Source organism: Rufibacter ruber, assembly GCF_001647275.1.
GTDB lineage: Bacteria > Bacteroidota > Bacteroidia > Cytophagales > Hymenobacteraceae > Nibribacter > Nibribacter ruber_C.
On the sequence record NZ_LRMM01000044.1, the window covers coordinates 12,210 to 28,871 of the forward strand.

The 16,662-nt window shown below is 54.3% G+C and carries 13 protein-coding genes; 1 reads left to right on the plus strand and 12 read right to left on the minus strand.

Going from position 1 to position 16,662, the window contains the following annotated elements; genetic code table 11:
* The first annotated feature begins 4 nt into the window (after positions 1-4).
* The gene (locus A8O25_RS15170; RefSeq protein ID WP_066836389.1) at positions 5-919 is read left to right on the plus strand and encodes a DUF5017 domain-containing protein; all 915 of its coding nucleotides are present in this window, start codon (positions 5-7) and stop codon (positions 917-919) included.
* 485 nt (positions 920-1,404) lie between these two features.
* Here A8O25_RS15170 and A8O25_RS15175 read toward each other — a convergent pair whose 3' ends face one another.
* The 12 genes from A8O25_RS15175 to A8O25_RS15225 all read right to left on the minus strand — a co-directional run bounded on the left by A8O25_RS15175 (position 1,405) and on the right by A8O25_RS15225 (position 16,657).
* Positions 1,405-2,262: a hypothetical protein gene (locus tag A8O25_RS15175; protein WP_082893678.1), complete on the minus strand. Its 858-nt coding sequence runs from the start codon at positions 2,260-2,262 to the stop codon at positions 1,405-1,407.
* Positions 2,263-2,392: 130 nt separating this feature from the next.
* On the minus strand, positions 2,393-3,871 hold the full coding sequence (locus A8O25_RS15180; protein WP_082893679.1) for a beta-N-acetylhexosaminidase: 1,479 nt from the start codon (positions 3,869-3,871) through the stop codon (positions 2,393-2,395).
* Positions 3,856-4,284, minus strand: coding sequence for a glycoside hydrolase family 20 zincin-like fold domain-containing protein (locus A8O25_RS22750; RefSeq protein ID WP_161947761.1), 429 nt, complete (start codon positions 4,282-4,284; stop codon positions 3,856-3,858). Before A8O25_RS22750 ends, A8O25_RS15180 begins: the two co-directional genes overlap by 16 nt.
* 218 nt (positions 4,285-4,502) lie before the next feature.
* Positions 4,503-5,957 (minus strand): carbon starvation CstA family protein, encoded by a 1,455-nt coding sequence (locus A8O25_RS15185; protein WP_066836391.1) that lies wholly within the window; start codon positions 5,955-5,957, stop codon positions 4,503-4,505.
* 130 nt (positions 5,958-6,087) lie between these two features.
* Positions 6,088-7,272, minus strand: coding sequence for a n-acyl-d-glucosamine 2-epimerase (locus A8O25_RS15190; RefSeq protein WP_066836392.1), 1,185 nt, complete (start codon positions 7,270-7,272; stop codon positions 6,088-6,090).
* Positions 7,273-7,283: 11 nt separating this feature from the next.
* Positions 7,284-8,219, minus strand: coding sequence for a DUF4434 domain-containing protein (locus A8O25_RS15195; RefSeq protein WP_066836393.1), 936 nt, complete (start codon positions 8,217-8,219; stop codon positions 7,284-7,286).
* Between the two features lie 58 nt (positions 8,220-8,277).
* Positions 8,278-8,982, minus strand: a complete 705-nt coding sequence (locus A8O25_RS15200; RefSeq protein WP_206598697.1) for a GDSL-type esterase/lipase family protein — start codon at positions 8,980-8,982, stop codon at positions 8,278-8,280.
* A gap of 149 nt (positions 8,983-9,131) precedes the next feature.
* Positions 9,132-9,818, minus strand: a complete 687-nt coding sequence (locus A8O25_RS15205) for a GDSL-type esterase/lipase family protein (protein WP_066836399.1) — start codon at positions 9,816-9,818, stop codon at positions 9,132-9,134.
* Positions 9,819-9,822: 4 nt separating this feature from the next.
* The gene (locus tag A8O25_RS15210) at positions 9,823-11,703 is read right to left on the minus strand and encodes a sodium:solute symporter family protein (RefSeq protein WP_066836401.1); all 1,881 of its coding nucleotides are present in this window, start codon (positions 11,701-11,703) and stop codon (positions 9,823-9,825) included.
* Positions 11,704-11,758: 55 nt separating this feature from the next.
* Entirely contained in the window at positions 11,759-13,162 is a 1,404-nt protein-coding gene (locus A8O25_RS15215; protein WP_161947762.1) for a DUF5009 domain-containing protein, read from the minus strand.
* A gap of 312 nt (positions 13,163-13,474) precedes the next feature.
* On the minus strand, positions 13,475-14,851 hold the full coding sequence (locus tag A8O25_RS15220) for an alpha amylase family protein (RefSeq protein ID WP_082893683.1): 1,377 nt from the start codon (positions 14,849-14,851) through the stop codon (positions 13,475-13,477).
* Between the two features lie 111 nt (positions 14,852-14,962).
* Positions 14,963-16,657: a RagB/SusD family nutrient uptake outer membrane protein gene (locus A8O25_RS15225; protein ID WP_066836402.1), complete on the minus strand. Its 1,695-nt coding sequence runs from the start codon at positions 16,655-16,657 to the stop codon at positions 14,963-14,965.
* Positions 16,658-16,662: the final 5 nt, after the last annotated feature.

Sequence of the window (16,662 nt, forward strand, 5' to 3'; positions counted from 1 at the left end):
TATCATGAAACGTAACTATATCTTTTACCTGCTGCTTTCACTTAGCTTCTACTCCTGCCAGGATACTGAAGTAGAGTCTCCCTCTTTTGACGTACAGCCTACCAGCCTCCAGTACAAACTGGGGGATTCCGTTCGGTTCAACTTCACCGGTGATACAGACTTTCTTACGTTCTATTCAGGGGAGCAGGGCCGTGAGTACCAGTACAAAGACCGGCTGGAGCTAACCGGCGGAACTTTGTTCCTGGAATTTGTGAGCCGGGCGTTGTACGCCTCTGAGGGAGACATCAAACTACTGGTCTCCACCAACTTCAATGGCAGCTATGACACCACCAGCGTCAAAAATGCCACCTGGACAGACATCTCCAACCGCTTTACCTGGGCCACTCCGGTACCCGGCGGAGTAGGCGCGAACCAGGAATCAGGCAAGGCGAACATTTCAGATTTGCTGGTAAGCGGCAAACCGCTGTACCTGGCGTACCAGTACAAGGCGGCCAAACCACCTACCAGCGTGGCCACCCAACGCACCTGGCGTATCTTCAGCCTCTCCATGACCAATGTGTTCCCAGACGGCACCGTGGCCACGGTATCTAACCTGGCCAATGCGGCCTGGGTAAACGTAGACTTCAAAAACCCGAACAACAAATGGATTTACGCCAATAGCTACCTACAGCTAGCGCCTAACCATATTGCCACTAATCCTCTGGCTACTGAAGACTGGGCCATCTCCAAACCGTTCAACCCCAACAAAGTCACGCCAGACCGTGGAGTCGCCATCAAGGAATTCTCCAGACGGAAGACCTCGCATGCTTATTTATACAGCAAACCGGGCACCTATAAAGTCACTTTTGTGGCCACCAACGGCACTATAGACGGCCAGAAATCTATGGTGAAAGAACTGGAGATTACAATATTGCCGTAACCGCCACCCCACCCCTACAAGGTCAACAAAAGAGGGCCGCCTGCCAGACAAAGTCTTGACAGGCGGCCCTCTTCCTTAACCGGCATATTTACGTCCTCTCCTCTTGCATCAGAACAGACAACCTCTCACTTTTTCTAGCGTTTTTAGGCTATTTTCTCAAAACAAGGCTAAAACAGCTCTACCATGAGTTGTCTGTCCTCTAAAAGAAGCAGCCCAGCTGGGGTAGAGAAAGATTCTCTGCCCCAGCTGGGCTGTGTACCTGAGAATAGGTTTAAACTTAGTTTAGCGCTAGACGAAACCCAAAAGTCCGCGCGAATTCCGGTGGCGGTAGGAAAGGTCTTTTCCCTGCTGTAGCAGCCGTCTGCTTGTTCTTCTGTTTTAGGGCTACTTTTCCAAAATCAGCTTAAAACAGGGTACTGGCCAGGTGTACAGCTGCGCCAGCACTCTTTGAAGTGCCAAAGGGAACCAAGCATGCTCTACCAAGTCTATTGCTTCCCTACAATATCAATTCTCTCGCCGCCTTGCTGAATATTGGCGGTGGGCGTGACCACAATGTATTGGGCATCTGGGCAGCGCATGTCGGTGAGGCGGGCGGGGGGCATGGGCACTTGCAGATCACCGCGGTGCAGGGTGGTGTAGAGCCATTCAGAACCTGTGACCTTGGCCGTGGTGGCCTGGGCGGGTTTGCCTTCGTTGCGCACCTGGTCAATGGCGTTCACGCGTTTGAACTGGCGCTTGGCGTCTGGGGTGAAGCCTTCGGCGTCAAAGTCCACCTCGAAGCGTTTCTTGGGGTGTTTCCCGGCATCGGCAATGACCATGCGCAGTTTCTGGGGCGCCACCATCACCACCGACATTTGAATGGTGTCTCCCGGGTGCCAGGTGTAATGCTCCACGTTGGGCGGGTTGTTCCAAACCTTCGTGCGCCAGAACGGCCGCCAGGCAATGCGTTGGGCGCTGGTTTTGCCGGTGGCTTTGTCTACGGAGAACGTCCAGGTCATGCCCGCGTCTACCTCATAATGCCCACCGGCGTTGCCGCCCATGTAAATAGAGAAATTATCTAGCGGCAGGTTGTTGCGCTGGCTGTCTAGGCGGTTGGGGTCGGTGGAGGGGTGCCCCAGGACCACTACGCCCGTAATGCCCGTCCAGGTGTCATAACTGCTCACCACCTTGCGGTAATAAGCCCCGGGGAAACAGGGAATGGAGGCTTCCGGAGGAATTTCGCCGGCAATTTTCTGGTCTTGAGCGCCGCCATTAGACGTAGAGGAAGACGAGGTGCTTTTGCAGCCCAGCACAGAGACGAAGAGGAGGCCAAGGGCCACTTTCTTCAGCGGTTGAATACGCATACGCATGGTAAGTTTGAGGATGTAAAAGGGTTATATAATTAGTTTGATGCTGATGATTTGACGGGCAGAAACCTCTTCCCGTTTCTGACCTGTTTTTCTGAAAACAGGCCCAAAACAGGAAACATACTAGTTACTTCCTTACCCGTTTCTCCACCTCAGACAGCGGCAAGTTAATCTCGCGGCCCACCCGTTTGCCGTGGCGGTAACTCACCACCCTGATGTGGTGCGCCCCCTTGGGGATGTCCAGCGGTTGGCCCTGGTATTTGGGGTAGAACTTGTCTGGGTTGGAGTCGTCAAAGGTGTAGTACATTTCAATGTCTTTGATCTCTGAGGAAAGCACCACTTGGAGAGCACCTGAACTGTCTTTCACCCCCGAGACAATGGGCTCATAGAAATGGGTGGCGTAGTTTACCTGCGCCGAGTCCAGCCGCGGCAAATGGGCTTCCAGGCGCGGAATGAAGTTCTCCCACTGGCGTTTGGGTTGGGGCGTCCAGAAGACTTCGGCCAGGGAAAGGGCGCGGGGCCAGGTCATAGATTGCAGCTTCCGCTCGTGGGCTACCTGTTCGGTCCAGAGACTCCCCTGCCCGCCCAGAATATTGGCGGCATTGGCTTCCAGGGGAACAGGGTTCCAGTTGTAGGTGGCATTGAGGCGGGTAACGGTGAAGGGGCCGTTCTCCAGGTAAGGGTCTCCCTGGTAAAAATCCAGGTAGGTGTTGAAGGCGGGCGTCATGACTACTTTATGGCCCTGCTGCGAGGCGGCAATACCGCCTTTCATGTCTTTCCAGCTCATGACCGCCATGTTGGGGGCCAAACCGCCCTCCAGTTTCTCGTACCAGCCCATGGGTTTCTTGCCTTTGCTTTGGATGATGCGGGCCAGCCGTTTCAGGAAATAAGTCTGCAGCTCCTCAGAGTTTTTGAGGCCTTCGGTTTTGATGCGTTGCTGGCATTTGGCGCATTTGTCCCAGTAAGACCGGGTTACCTCATCGCCGCCCATGTGCAGGTACTCGCCGGGGAACAGCTGGGCCAGCTCAGAGAAGACTTTCTCCAGCTCCGTAAAGGTAGAATCATTCCCGATGCACAGCACGTTGGTACGCTGGGGGTTCCAGGGATCACCGGCCAGCACCTGCTGCGGCGTCTGGGTGCAGGACAGGTTGGGATAAGACGCGATCAAGGCGAGGCTGTGGCCGGGTACGTTTACCTCAGGCACAATGGTCACAAAACGTTCTTCCGCATAGCGGATAATCTCTTTGATGTCTTCCTGGGAGTAAAAGCCGCCGTCTGTTGCGGGCTCACCGGGCTCGGGGGCCTTGAAGCCTTTCCAGTAGCCGGTGCGGGGCACGCGCCAGGCACCTACCTGGGTCAGTTTGGGCAGGCTTTTGATTTCCACGCGCCAGCCCTGGTTGTCGGTTAAGTGCCAGTGGAACGTGTTGAGCTTGTATTTGGCCATCTGGTCTATGTAGGCCATGATCACTTCCTTGGGAAAGAAATGGCGGCTCACGTCTACCATGAGCCCGCGCCAGGCCAACCGGGGGTAATCTTTGATCTTCACCCCGGCAATCTCCCAGCGCACGCCAGCCACCGTCTGCTTACTCTCTACCGCGGGCGGCAACAGTTGCAGCAGTGTCTGAATACCGTACGAACCACCCGGCGGGCGTTGGCCTGAAGCAGGATAGCCTGCGGCGTTACTTCCAGCGTGTACCCCTCGGGTCCTAATTCTGGCTGAGGCTGCGGGAACAGCTGGAACTGAATACTGTTTTTCTTTCGGTCACCCACTTTTACGGGCAGCGCAAAACCGGTAGGCACCTGCAAACGCTGTGACAGGAGCTGCGCCACCCCAAGATGGGCCTCGTGCCCCTTCGGCAGTACAATAACGGTTTTGGCAGTGAGTTCAAACGCGCCCTTGGTCTGCGCTACCTGCACCAGCTCCGGAATCAGGGCCAAGGCGGGGGCGGGCTTGGCTTTTTGGGCGAAAACAGAGGAGCTGACCAGTACCAACAGAAGCAGAAAGCCAATTTTAGACATGCGGCAAAAGGATATCATTGGGCAAAGGGATAGCTGGGAAGAAGCAAACTCCTTCCTCCAGAGATATAGAAAATGCGTTTTGAGCCTGTTTTCAGAAAAGGAGCCGCTAAACGGCAAGCCACTCCATGTCAGATTCAGCCGAGAGGAATTGTGTGTTTAGGGGCCGTTTTTCTAAAAAGAGCCGCTAAACAGACATTGTCCTCCCTGTCATACTGGGACTATTTCACCAGTTCCACGGTGGTTGGACTGTTCTTCACGCGGGACACGTGCAGCAAAGTGAACCCTAGCAGCACCACCGCCGCACCAATGCCCACCGCATAAGAAATCTCCACTGGCAGCTGGAATCCTTCGGGGGCCACCAAAATATAGGACGTAGCCACCGCCGTCATGAACACCGCCGGCACCAGTGAAATCCAGTACTGTTTCTTCTCCCTGATGAGGTACGCCGTCACTACCCACAGCACCACCGTGGCCAGAGACTGGTTTGTCCAGGCGAAATAACGCCACACCACCCCAAAATCAATGAGGGTAAGAGCGTAGCCGGCGGCAAAAAGGGGAATGCAGATGAAGATTCGGTTTTTGAACGGCCCCTGGTCAGACTTCAGGAAATCTGCCACAATGAGGCGGGCACTTCTAAAGGCGGTGTCGCCGGAGGTGATCGGCGCAGCCACCACCCCTAATAAGGCCAGAATACCGCCCACTTTGCCCAGCAGTGAGTTGGAGATTTGGCTCACTACCCAGGCCGCGTTTCCGTTCTGCTGGGTCATGACCTCGTTCAATTCACGTACGCCGCCAAAGAAACTCATACTGATGGCCGCCCAGATCAAGGCTACCACGCCCTCAGTGATCATGGCACCGTAGAAAATACTGCGGCCCTGTTTCTCATTGGTCATGCACCGCGCCATCATAGGGCTTTGTGACGCATGGAACCCCGAAATGGCTCCGCAGGCCACCGTCACAAACAGCATGGGAAACAGCGGAAACTTGTCGGGGCTGGTGTGTTGGTTGTACAGACTATCCCAGGTGACCTCGGGCACGTGCAGCCCGTCTTTGAACATGACCAGGGAGATGCCCACCGCCATAAACAGCATGGCCACCCCAAACAGCGGGTACAGTTTGCCAATGAGTTTGTCAATGGGCAAAATGGTAGACAGGAAATAATACCCAAAAATAATCCAGACCCACATGGTCACGCCGCCGCCGGCGTTTCCGGAGATGTCGTTCAGGATCTTGGCGGGCCCCATGATGAACACAGCGCCCAGCATGATCATGAGAATGATGGTGAACACGCGCATGAACTGTTTCATGCCGTTGCCCAGGTACCGGCCGGTGGTCTCGGTGATGCTCTCCCCGCCGTGCCGCAGAGACAGCATTCCGGAGAAATAATCATGCACGCCTCCGGCGAAGATAGAGCCCAGCACAATCCAGAGGAAGGCAGACGGCCCCCACATGGCCCCGGCCACCGCCCCGAAGATGGGCCCCAACCCGGCTATGTTCAGGAACTGAATGAGGAAAATCTTCCAGCGCGGCAGCGGCACATAGTCTACCCCGTCTTGCATAGAAATAGCAGGGGTAGGCCGGTTAGGGTCTATCACAAAGATGCGCTCCACTACTTTAGAGTACACCAGATAGCCTACTACCAGAACCACCACGGCAACAAAAAATGAAATCATTGGCTTTGTTTGTTTAGCGTGGGCGAAGCATGAGGGCTGTTTTCGGCCTGTTTTTGGAAAAACAGCGAAAACAGAAAGTAAGAATAGCATCGCCTGCCCGGTTACCCAAGCAGGCGAAGGCAAAAGAGTGTTAACGGGCTAATACAATCTCTGGCTGCGCAGGCACATTCTCCAGCGTCTTGTACACCTGGTACAGGCCGCGCGGAATATGGAAACAGCCTTTCCACTTGCCGCCTTTGAGCGGCAGCAATACCTCATTGCGGCGGTTCAGGTAGCCGAACCACTCGCCGTACTGCTCATCTCTGAAGTTGCTCCAGGTGTAGTCATGCAGTTTGTCAAACCATTTCTGGCAACGCTCATCGCCGGTCACGGCGTAGGCTTTGGCCATGCACACCAGCGCCTCTACGTGCGGCCACCAGAGTTTCTGGTCCCACTCCAGCTGCTGCGGCGGATACCCTTTGATGTCTTTGAAGTACAGCAGACCGCCAAACTCGTTGTCCCAGCCGTAGTCCAGGGCGTTGAGGGCAATCTCCACGGTGCGGTTCACCAGGGCTTTGTCTCCCTGGCGCACCGCCAGGTCCATGATGAACCACATGGCCTCAATGATGTGCCCGGGGTTGATGACACGGCCCTCAAAACAGTCGGCAAACGAACCGTCTGGCGACACGTTCTCCAGAATAAGGCCGCTTTCTTCATGGTAGAACACGTTCATCACCTCATGGATGATCTCCTGGCTAAGTGTCTCAATGAGGCTCTTGTCCAGCAGGTGCTCCATCTCCAAAGACAGGTTGCTCAGAATCATGGGCAGCGAGAAGTTGCGTAGGTTCCGGGTGCCGGGGTACGCTTTGCTGTATTTGCCTTTGGGGTTCTGGCGGCGGTCCAGAATGTTCTGGAAGGTTTTCTTCGCAATGTCAGCGTATTCGTCTTCGGGCTTGATTTTGTAGAGCGCCCCAAAGCCCATGGCGGCAAAACAGTCTGAGAAGATGTTGTACGGCTGCACCAGCGGCTGGCCCTGCTGGTTCAGGGAGAAATAGAAATTGCCTTCGGCGTCACGGCCGTGTTTCTTGAGGAATTCGGCGCCGTGTACGGCCATGTCCAGCCACTCGGGGCGCTGCTCCACCTTGTCATAGAGCATGGAGAACATCCAGGTTTCGCGGCCCTGTAGCCAGATGAATTTATCTGTATCAAATACGTTCCCGAATTGGTCTAAGCAGGTGAAAAATCCGCCGTGTTGCTCATCCTTAGAATGCTTCATCCAGAAGGGGATGACATTCTCCAATAACTCCTGCTTGTACAGCGTAGAATAGTGATTCATAAAATCTATAATTAGCGTAAGCTCTGTAAGTACTCTTTGTATCTGTTGTAAAGGTGGCCCGCCTGCAAATACGCGCTCTGGGGACTCATGAAATGTGAAAACTCAAACGTGATGGCCTTGTCATACCCGGCTTTGCGGGCGGCCTCCAACTTCAGGCGCAGCTTCTCAAACTTGATGGGCAGGAACTTGATGGGCATGTCACGGTCAAAGCTCTCAGCGTTGGTCCAGCACTGCAGGCCAAACTGGTCGGCCATTTTCTTGTTCACGGCGAAGAAATCTTCCAACTCATGGTAGTCAATGTGCCCGTCCTGGAAAGCCACCGCGTCTACTGATCCATGTAGACCAGAGAAGATCTCGCTCCACTCCTCCTCGTGCTGGCGCAGTGAGACCGCGTCTTCTTTGGAGAGTTGCGAGGTAGCCGCCATCACGGCTTTTTTGCCATCTATCCAGGGCGAGATGAACGTGGGCAGCCCGCCACTCACGTCTTTGCACTGCTGGCCCAGTGTTCTGAAAGCCTCCGTGGCGCCTTTGGTCTTGCGGCTGATTTCCATGCTCAGGTACCAACCCCCGAAGCTCTTGAAATGGCCATACTGTTTCCAGACTTCGTCAATGACGTAGCGGTTGGCGTCAATCTCAGACTGCAGGTTACCGGTATCCCAGTAATGGCCGCTGTCATACAACCCGAAGTAGAATTTCAAGCCGTGTTTCTCGGCCAGTTCCAGGTACATCTGCACCAGGTCTACCGGCGGCTCATAGCACCCGAAGTTCTGCTGCAGATAGGCAGACGGATAAGTTATAAATCGGCGGTAGCCGCTCCTGATCATGATGACCGTGTCAATGCCCACGGCTTTCATGTACCCGAAATCGCGGTCCCACTCTTCGCGGCCCCAGTTCTGGTGCGGGATGTCGTGGGAGATTTCGTCTATAAAGGTTCCGGTAATCTTCATGCGTGTGTATTCAAAGTGGGGTAACGGCCAAGGCGTTCCCCTATGTTTTCAATTTGGGTTACAGGTATTTTTTTTCTTTCAGGTACTGCACCCACATGGGGTAGGCCGCGTCTGTGACGTGGATGCCATCCAGCGAGTACTCTTTCTTGAGCTGGCCGCTGGCATCTGCGAAGATTGGGTGCAGGTTAATGTAAGTGAGTTTGTGCTTTTTAGCGAAGGCCTGGAGCTGCGTGTTCAGGCTGGTCACCGCCGGGTTCAGGTTTTTCAGGTAATCTGGCTTGAGCATGTCATCCAGCAGCGGCAGCACGCTCTGCACGTACAGCTTGGTCTTAGGCGACTGTTGTTTCACGCGCCGTACCAGCCGTTCATAGTTCTGCAAAATGATGGCCTCCGGAATGCGGCGCGACAAATCATTGATGCCGATGAGCAGGAAAATCTTCCTGGGTTTGGCCGCTAAAATGTCATCCAGCCTTGCCAGAACACCGTGCGTGATGTCGCCGCCAATGCCGCGGTTGGCCACCGGCACGCCCGGCAGCAACTCCGCCCACTTGCCCCGCGCCGTGATGCTGTTGCCCAGAAACACAATGGCGTTCTTGGGAATGGGCTGCGCGCTGAATTCTTTCATGCGCAGCTCATAGTGCGGGTTCACGTAATTGCTGTCAATCCTGGTGGTTTGGGCAAAACCGTTCAGGGCAAGCGAGCAGCAAAGGGCACCTAACCCGGCTTTAAGTATTTGTTTTAACCGAACCATTGGTTGTCTCATTTTTCTCTGTTTCTGTTTTTAGCCTGTTTTCTGAAAAACAGGTCAAAAACGCAGTCCATCTTTTTCTTTCACTCGGGCTTCACGGCATAACCGGGAGGAAGTGCCAAATTCCGTTTCGCTGTTTTATGAAAAACAGCCCGAAAACGGAATTACAGGGCTTTCGCCAGTTTCAGCTGGTTCACCCACTTGATGTACGCCACCAGCTTGAGGTGAATGCCGTCTGTGGTCAACTCCTTGTCCAGTTGCCCCTGTGCATCGGTCAGGGCCGGGTGAAGGTCCAGGAACGGAACCTGCAGCTGCTCGGCCAGCCTCTTCAGCTCTTGATTTAAGGCCGAGATGCGCGCCAGCGTCACATGCTGGTAGGCGGTGCTCAACAGGCTTTCATTCACCGGCAGCACGCTTTGCAGGTACACCCTGGTTTTAGGCGATTCTGCTTTGATGCGCTGCAAAATGCGGCGGTGGTTTTGCGCAATCATGGCTGGGTCTATGCCACGTTTGAGGTCATTCACGCCAATGAGCAGGAACACCTTGGCGGGTTTGGAGGCCAGCACCTCGTCTAGCCGGGCCAGCACGCCCCAGGTCACGTCCCCGCTAATGCCCCGGTTCACCACCGGTTTGCACGGCACCAGCTCCTGCCACTCCCCCGCCTCGGTGATGGAGTTGCCCAGAAAGACAATCTCCTTCTTATGGTTCGGCATTTGCCGAAAGAAATCCAGGCGCATGCGGTAATGGCTGTTGGCGTAGCTGCTGTCAATTTTGGCAGGTGCCTGGGCAAACGCCTCCACAGCAAAGAGCACCCCCAGCAGCATAAGAAGATAGAATACCTTTCTAGCCATGTCGTTACCCTATTTTTACCAGCTTTTCTTTCACAGGCTGAGGTGCCGCCGGTACTTCATCGGCATCTTTGAGCTTGTCCCACCAGTTCTTCTTCAGAATCACGCTGGTGATCACCAGCACCACGGTCCAGGCGGCGGCATAGTAATTCTCCCTAATCATGAAGTAGATAGGAATCAATACCTGTGACATCTGCCACACAATGCCCACCACTATGTTGAGGGCATCACGGCCGCCGTCTTTGTTAGGCACAAACGTGGGGTCCTCGGCCATGACTTCGCGCTTGATAGGTCCCCAGAAGCCCCACGGGCGGGTCTCGCGGTAGTAGTTTTTCACAGCCTCGCGGTTAGGCAGCGGCGCCAGGTACGTACCCAGCAAACAGCCAATCAGAGAGAACAGCAGAATGATGGGGAACACATAGATGTCTACAATCTCAGGGAACACGAACAGCTTGATGGTTGAAGCAATGAGTCCGAACAGCATGCCATAGAAATAGCCGTAGCCGGTGAAGCGCCACCACACCCACTTGAGCAGGTTAGCCGCCACGTAGCCGCCGTACAGGGCCGAGGTAATCCAAAGCGTGAGTTTATTCAAAGAGCCCGCATTGAACCCGAACACAATGCCCACCATCACCAGCACAATAGACGAGATGATGCTCAGGCGCACGTACTTCTTATCTGAGGCTTTGTCATTGATGTATTTGCGGTAGATGTCGTTCACAATGTAGGCCGGGGCTGAGTTTACGAAGGCCGAGAACGTGCCCATGAACGCCGCCAGCAGACCAGCCAAAAGCAAGCCTCTGAACCCGTCTGGCACAAACTTGTTGATAGCGAACGGCAAGATTTTCTCAAAGTCCATGTTCGCGCCCATGCCGTTGAGTTCAGGCACCAGGTACACCAGCGCCAGCACTGCAAACCCGGCAATCATGAGGTACCGCGGAATGTACATCACCCAGATGGTGGTGAAGCTCATCTTGGCGGCCTCAGACGGCGTGCGCGCCGAAAGCACGCGCTGCATGTCATAAGACGGCACCGGACCAGCAATAGACGCGAAGATTCCCTTGAACAGCATCATCATGAACAGCAGCCCGAAGAGGTCAAAGCCATCGGTTTCCAGCTTTTGGTTCACCGCCGGGAACGGTGTATTGCTCCAATCCAGGTTCAGGTTCCAGCCAAAGGTCAGGTCTTTCCAGCCCGCCGGGATGGCCGCGTTGATTTGCTCGGCGCTTACCGAGGTATAGGCCACGTACCCAATCACAAAGCACGAGATGGTCATGATGATGAACTGCAGAATCTCAGTGGCCACCACGCTGTACATGCCGCCTTTCACGGTGTAGAGGGTGGTAATAGCGCAGATGATCAAGGCATACGAACGCTCCGAAGACACAAACCAGTCACCCAGGTAGAAGCTCATGTCCCAGGGCAAAATGGTGGTGCACAGTTTGCCTATCCCTTCAAAAAAGTAGGCGATAAACCCAAGTACGCTAATCACGGCAAAGGCCACAATGATGATGTGTGAAAGCTTGGCTCCTTTGCCGTCACCAAAACGGAAGGTTATCCACTGCGCGCCGGTCATTACTTTGGAGCGGCGCATCCAGATGGCCAGGAACACAAACACGAACACCTGGTTCCAGACCGGCCAGAGCCACGGAATCCAGGCGCTTTTGAGGCCGTAGACAAACAGAATCATCACCGTCCACATAGTGCCAGACACGTCAAACATACCCGAGGCATTGCTCAGCCCCAGGTAGTACCATTTCATAGTATTGCCCCCCAAAAAGTAGCTCTGCATATCTTTAGAAGCCCTTTTGGAGATGTAGAACCCAATGCCCAAGATGCCCACGATGTAGGCAAAGATGATGGCAATATCTAGTACACTTAAATTCATTCTAATTTAATTATTGGGCAGTTTGTTAGTTTCGTTTGTCAGTTCTCAAGGATAATTAGGTGCGCCAGAACCAGCCTTTGCGGGTGGTAAAAGCTGTGACGGCCACCACGGCGCCGGTAATCACAAAAGTTTTCACCACACCCAGGTACACATTGGTTTCGCGCAGGGCCTCCAGCCCGACAGAGAGGTGCGTGAGCGCCAGCAGCGGAGACACCAGGAAACCCGCGGCCACGTACGCCACCATGGGGTTCTGGCCCGACTGGATAATGGATTTCCAGAGCAGGTTTTGGGAGAGTTTCTGCGAAAGCAGTTCGCAGAGAATGTACGCCGAAAACCCAAGGCCGCTGGTTAGAAACCAGAAGCTGTAAGAAGACGGGTCTTTCTTGATGCCGCCCTCATAGGGTTCAAACGCGAGGCCCAGGAATAGGAAGAATATGCCCCAGCCAAAGAGTTTCTGGAACAGCTGCTCCTGCACTGTAAGTGGTTTGCGCAGGAGCCACAGCCCCGCCGCGCACAACGCGGCATCCAGGGCCAGCGTGAGGCCTATCTGGCGGGTGTACAGGCCGTACAGGTTAGTTACCAGCAACGCGAAGCAAACCAACCCCAGCCAACCTCTGGAAACACCCGCTCCGGCAGAAGCATCTGTGCTGCGGTATTTCACCAGCAGATCACCCAGCACCGAGCCGGGCAGCACAATGCAGAGGTATTTCAGGAACATGAACTGGTACATCCACTTCACAGAAGGGTGAAAGTCCCAGATCACGCTAGTCCAACTGCCTTCCAGGTCATGTGTGAGCCTAATGGCGGCAAAAAACGCCAGCGCGCCCATGCGCAGCAGCAGGTTGTGGCGGGTGATAATCCAGATGATGGACCCGAACACCGCCATGTTGGCCAGCACCACAATAATGATGTCGTTGCGGCTTTTGTCAAAGGTAAAGTCAGTGAACATCAGGTGCGCGCCCAGTAACGCGGCAATCAGGGCAAAGCCTGCTATTTTCAATCCTGTTGCTTGGCCGCTGCCCAACTTAGGGAACCGCATGAACACCAGGAAAAAACACCCGAAGGTGAGCAGCGACGTGAGTTGGTTCACCCAGCCCGGCCCTTGCAGCCCGAACCAGCTCAAATGCCGGATCACCACCGCAAAGAACAGCAGCAGCGCCCCGCGCTTGAACACGTTCAAGAGCACCTCAGCCCATTGCCCCTGCTCCAGTTTCTTGCCCATGGCCAGCGGGAACGCCGCCCCCATGGAAAACAGGAAAAACGGAAACACCAGGTCTACCCACGTAATGCCGGGCACCTCTGGGGTATAAGTAAAATTGGGCGGACCCACCTGCGCATGGAACATCCAGCCTGGCCACGGCGCCTCATGCGGAAACACCCCGGAGAACACCATGCCAATAATAGCCAAACCCCGCAGCGCATCTATGCCCAACGCCCGTGCAGCCGTAGGCTTTCCCACAGCAGCGGGAGCTTCAGCAAATGGTTTTGGTTTAAGGGTTGGAGTGGCAAGTAGAGCCATAGCGAATGGTGTTTAAGGCGTGTGTCTTGGGTCTGGTATACTACTTATTTCAAAATATTGACAGGAGCATCTCCTCCCGTATTTCTAATTATCACCCTGCCCGGCCCTGGCTAACAATAACGCCATGTGTGGTGAACGCCCGCTGTTGACCAGAAGCTTCAAGCAGGAATGATAATCAGGACAAGAATGCCGAAGCACTTCTTGCTCTTTTTGCCCTGTTTTCCAAAAAACAGGGCAAAAACAGACTTTTTACTATTCTTTTAAACCGCGTTTCAGCTCAGCCCACCAGCCTTCATTGATCACGTGCACAATGTCAAAGACCATGGCCCCGTCAGATTTGGCGCGGCACATTTTCAAGGCTTTCACAAACTGCTCAGGGTGCCCAATGTATTGGTCCACGTACACACCGGCGTACACCGGCACTTTGCCTTTGGTGATCTTCATGGCCATTTCGGCGGAACCTTCCACGGTGTACCAGTCTTCTTTGCCTTTGCCCTGACCCGCCTCGGTGCGGTTCACAGTGTTCACGTCAATATTCTTGGCTTCAGACTTGGCTACCTCAAAGTAGTAGCTGCCGGTGGTGTACAGGTCCAGCGCCTCGGCGTAGCCGAAGTTCTTGTAGTTAGGCGTGGCCCAGCTGTAGGTCTGAGACGGGTCATACTCCTTGCTGGCCCAGTTCACGCCCACTTCATAATAAGTAGGGTACCAGGAGCCGGTGTAATCCCCGAAGATGAGTTTGGGGTTGATTTTCTTAAGCTCGGCGCGGGCCTCGTAGATGAAGTCATGGATCACCTTGGCACGCCACTCAATCCACTGCTTGTACAGCGGGCCAGGAACGCGTTCGGGCTTGCCGTCTTTGGTTTTGGCGTCTTTGGAGTACGTGTAAATGTCTGCCGGGAAGTTGGTCACAGCTTTGCCGATGTATTTCTCAAACAGCTTTCTGGAAGCGTCTGAGAAATCTGCCTCAATGCCGTCATAGCGCACGCGGTCCAGCACCACCCCGTCCAGTTTGGGGTATTTGCTCACCAGTTCTTTCAGGATGGAAAGCTCGTATTTCTGCACCTCAGGCAAAGCCGGGTTCACCATGGCCGAGTATTTGTGCTTGAGGGTGCTGATGGGTTTCATACCCTCAGCCGTGTAATTCAATGACTGCCAGTTTTTCTTGGCCGGGTCTGTGAACACCGGTCCGCGGCTGAAGTGGTTGTGGCCCGCCACAAAGATGTTGGTAGACGCGTGTACTGTCATGCCCAGTTTGTGCGCTTCTTCAATGAAAGCGGTGAGCAGATCAAATTTTTCGGTTTTGGTGAAACCCGCCCACTCGTTCATCACGGGTGCAATCTGGCTGGGGTACAGCACCTCGCCTGAGATGGGTTTTACGTCTACAATCACATCGGTCACGCCGGCGTCTTTTGACTTGGCCAGGTAATACTTCACTGAGTCCTGGTAAGAGAACCGCTTGAAGTTGGCAGTGGCGTCAAAGTACAGCAGGTTGCGGCCTTTGGCGTTGGCCATGGGGTTGGGATTGGCTTGCGCCGAGGGGGCGGCGGGAGTGGCTGACTGTGGTTTGGAGCACATGCTCAGGGAAGCCATCAAAGCAGCCCCAATCACCGGTACAAATATTTTTTTCATGTAAGCGAAATTTAAAACAGAGTACTACCAGGAAGCGTGCAAAGACGCTTCAACTGTTATTTCCTGTTTTTGGCCTTCTTTTCATGAAAAAGAGCAAAAACAGGAATTTGATTAATTCCAGCCGGTGTTTTGGCTGAGGGTTTTGCTCAGGTCACGCTCGCGCTGCGGAATAGGCAACAGGTAATGCTTGGCCTCAAAGAGGCGGTTGTCCCGCTTGAAGCGCAGGGCCGCAGAAGCCGTATAGTCTGGAATGCTGTTCAGGTCGTGCTTATCTGTGAGTTTGAAGTTTGGCGTGGCCGGTACGTTGGCGGGGTTCAGCGCGGCCCCGTACACCGGCCCCGGCATCACCAGCTCAGCGATCTGCCAGCGGCGGATGTCAAACCACCGGAACCCTTCTAACGCCAGTTCCACGGTACGCTCCCGGCGCACCAGTTCCTGCAGTTCCCGCTGGTTGCCCGCAATAGAGGCATCCACATTTGGCTGACCAGCTCTGGCACGCACTTTATTGAGCGCGTCAATGACTGTATTGTCTATCTGGCCCAATTCAATTTTGGCCTCAGCGTAGGTGAGCAGAATCTCGGCGTAGCGCATAAAGATCCAGCTTACCTTGGAGGTGAAGAGGGTTTCATCTGAGAAGCTGTATTTGGCCCACAGGTACCCAACCCCGTTTTTCACCGGCCCAAACGCGTTAGAGAAGTCACCGTTGGTTCTAGTCACCCAGGCCCCGTTTTCCAGGAAATTGGTTTTGTCACTGTAAATGTTGAAAACGGCGGTTTGCTTGTTCTCTGTGATGGTATCACCGTTCATGACCACCGTGTATTTCAGGCGCTTGTCTCGGTTAAGACGCGGTTTGGAAGAATCATACACCTGTGACTCGTCTATCCGTTTGCCGTCTTTGCCTTCAAACATGTCTACCAACCGCTGGGTAGGGAAACGGCCTGACTGCCCGCCCAAGCTTCTGGACCCGTGGCCCAACGGCACATAGGTAATGGAATTGGTGTACGCATCTGAGTAGAGGAGCTCAAACATGATCTCCTTGTTCACATTAGCTTTCTGCCCCGCCGTAGTAAACAGATCCTGGAACTTGGGGTTGAGATCTAATCCGGCATTTGCCATCACTAACTGAGCACTGGCGGCAGCCGTCTCGTAGTCTTTGTTGTAAAGCGCAATTCTGGCTTTGAGGCCATAGGCCACGGCTTTGTTGAGCCTGCCTCTTTCTTGGGTCGCCCAATTCAGGGCTGGGGCTGCCTCCTCCAGTTCTTTGTAGAGAAAGCTCACCACCTCGGCCTTGGGTGTGCGGGTCTGGGTATAGAATTCCTCCGGTGCAAGTGGCTTGGTGATCAAAGGCACGTCTCCGTACATGAACACCAGGTGGTAATAGGCGAATGCTCTCAGCACCCGGGCCTCGGCCTGAATTCTGTTATAGGTTGCTTCCGGCACATTGCCCTTGCCTGCTTCCATGCCGGCAATTAGGTTGTTGGTTCTTTGTATGGTGGTATAGGCGAAATTCCATAAACTGGACACGGAACCGTTGTTCACATCAAACACCCCGGCGGCATTGCCCTGGTTACGCTCCACCCCAATGTCGGTCCAGTGGTCAAAGAATACCTGGAACGGAACAGTGGCGCTCTCCCACCTGATGGAACTATATGCCCCGGTGAGGCCGGCGTTCATCTCTACCTCTGTCTGCAGGAAGGTGGCCGTGGTGGGGGTATCTAATGGTACCTGGTCCAGAAAATCATTGCAGGCAGGCAGCAAAGACATGGACAGGCACAAACTCGCTATATATAAAACCTTTTTCTTCATCTTCT

Excerpts from the sequence above, each read along its gene's own strand:
- A8O25_RS15220 (WP_082893683.1), bottom strand. The coding sequence starts at position 14,851 with ATGAAAAAAATATTTGTACCGGTGATTGGGGCTGCTTTGATGGCTTCC.
- A8O25_RS15210 (WP_066836401.1), bottom strand. The coding sequence starts at position 11,703 with ATGAATTTAAGTGTACTAGATATTGCCATCATCTTTGCCTACATCGTG.
- A8O25_RS15190 (WP_066836392.1), bottom strand. The coding sequence starts at position 7,272 with ATGAATCACTATTCTACGCTGTACAAGCAGGAGTTATTGGAGAATGTC.
- A8O25_RS15175 (WP_082893678.1), bottom strand. The coding sequence starts at position 2,262 with ATGCGTATTCAACCGCTGAAGAAAGTGGCCCTTGGCCTCCTCTTCGTC.
- A8O25_RS15225 (WP_066836402.1), bottom strand. The coding sequence starts at position 16,657 with ATGAAGAAAAAGGTTTTATATATAGCGAGTTTGTGCCTGTCCATGTCT.
- A8O25_RS15170 (WP_066836389.1), top strand. The coding sequence starts at position 5 with ATGAAACGTAACTATATCTTTTACCTGCTGCTTTCACTTAGCTTCTAC.
- A8O25_RS15200 (WP_206598697.1), bottom strand. The coding sequence starts at position 8,982 with ATGAGACAACCAATGGTTCGGTTAAAACAAATACTTAAAGCCGGGTTA.
- A8O25_RS15205 (WP_066836399.1), bottom strand. The coding sequence starts at position 9,818 with ATGGCTAGAAAGGTATTCTATCTTCTTATGCTGCTGGGGGTGCTCTTT.
- A8O25_RS22750 (WP_161947761.1), bottom strand. The coding sequence starts at position 4,284 with ATGTCTAAAATTGGCTTTCTGCTTCTGTTGGTACTGGTCAGCTCCTCT.
- A8O25_RS15185 (WP_066836391.1), bottom strand. The coding sequence starts at position 5,957 with ATGATTTCATTTTTTGTTGCCGTGGTGGTTCTGGTAGTAGGCTATCTG.
- A8O25_RS15195 (WP_066836393.1), bottom strand. The coding sequence starts at position 8,219 with ATGAAGATTACCGGAACCTTTATAGACGAAATCTCCCACGACATCCCG.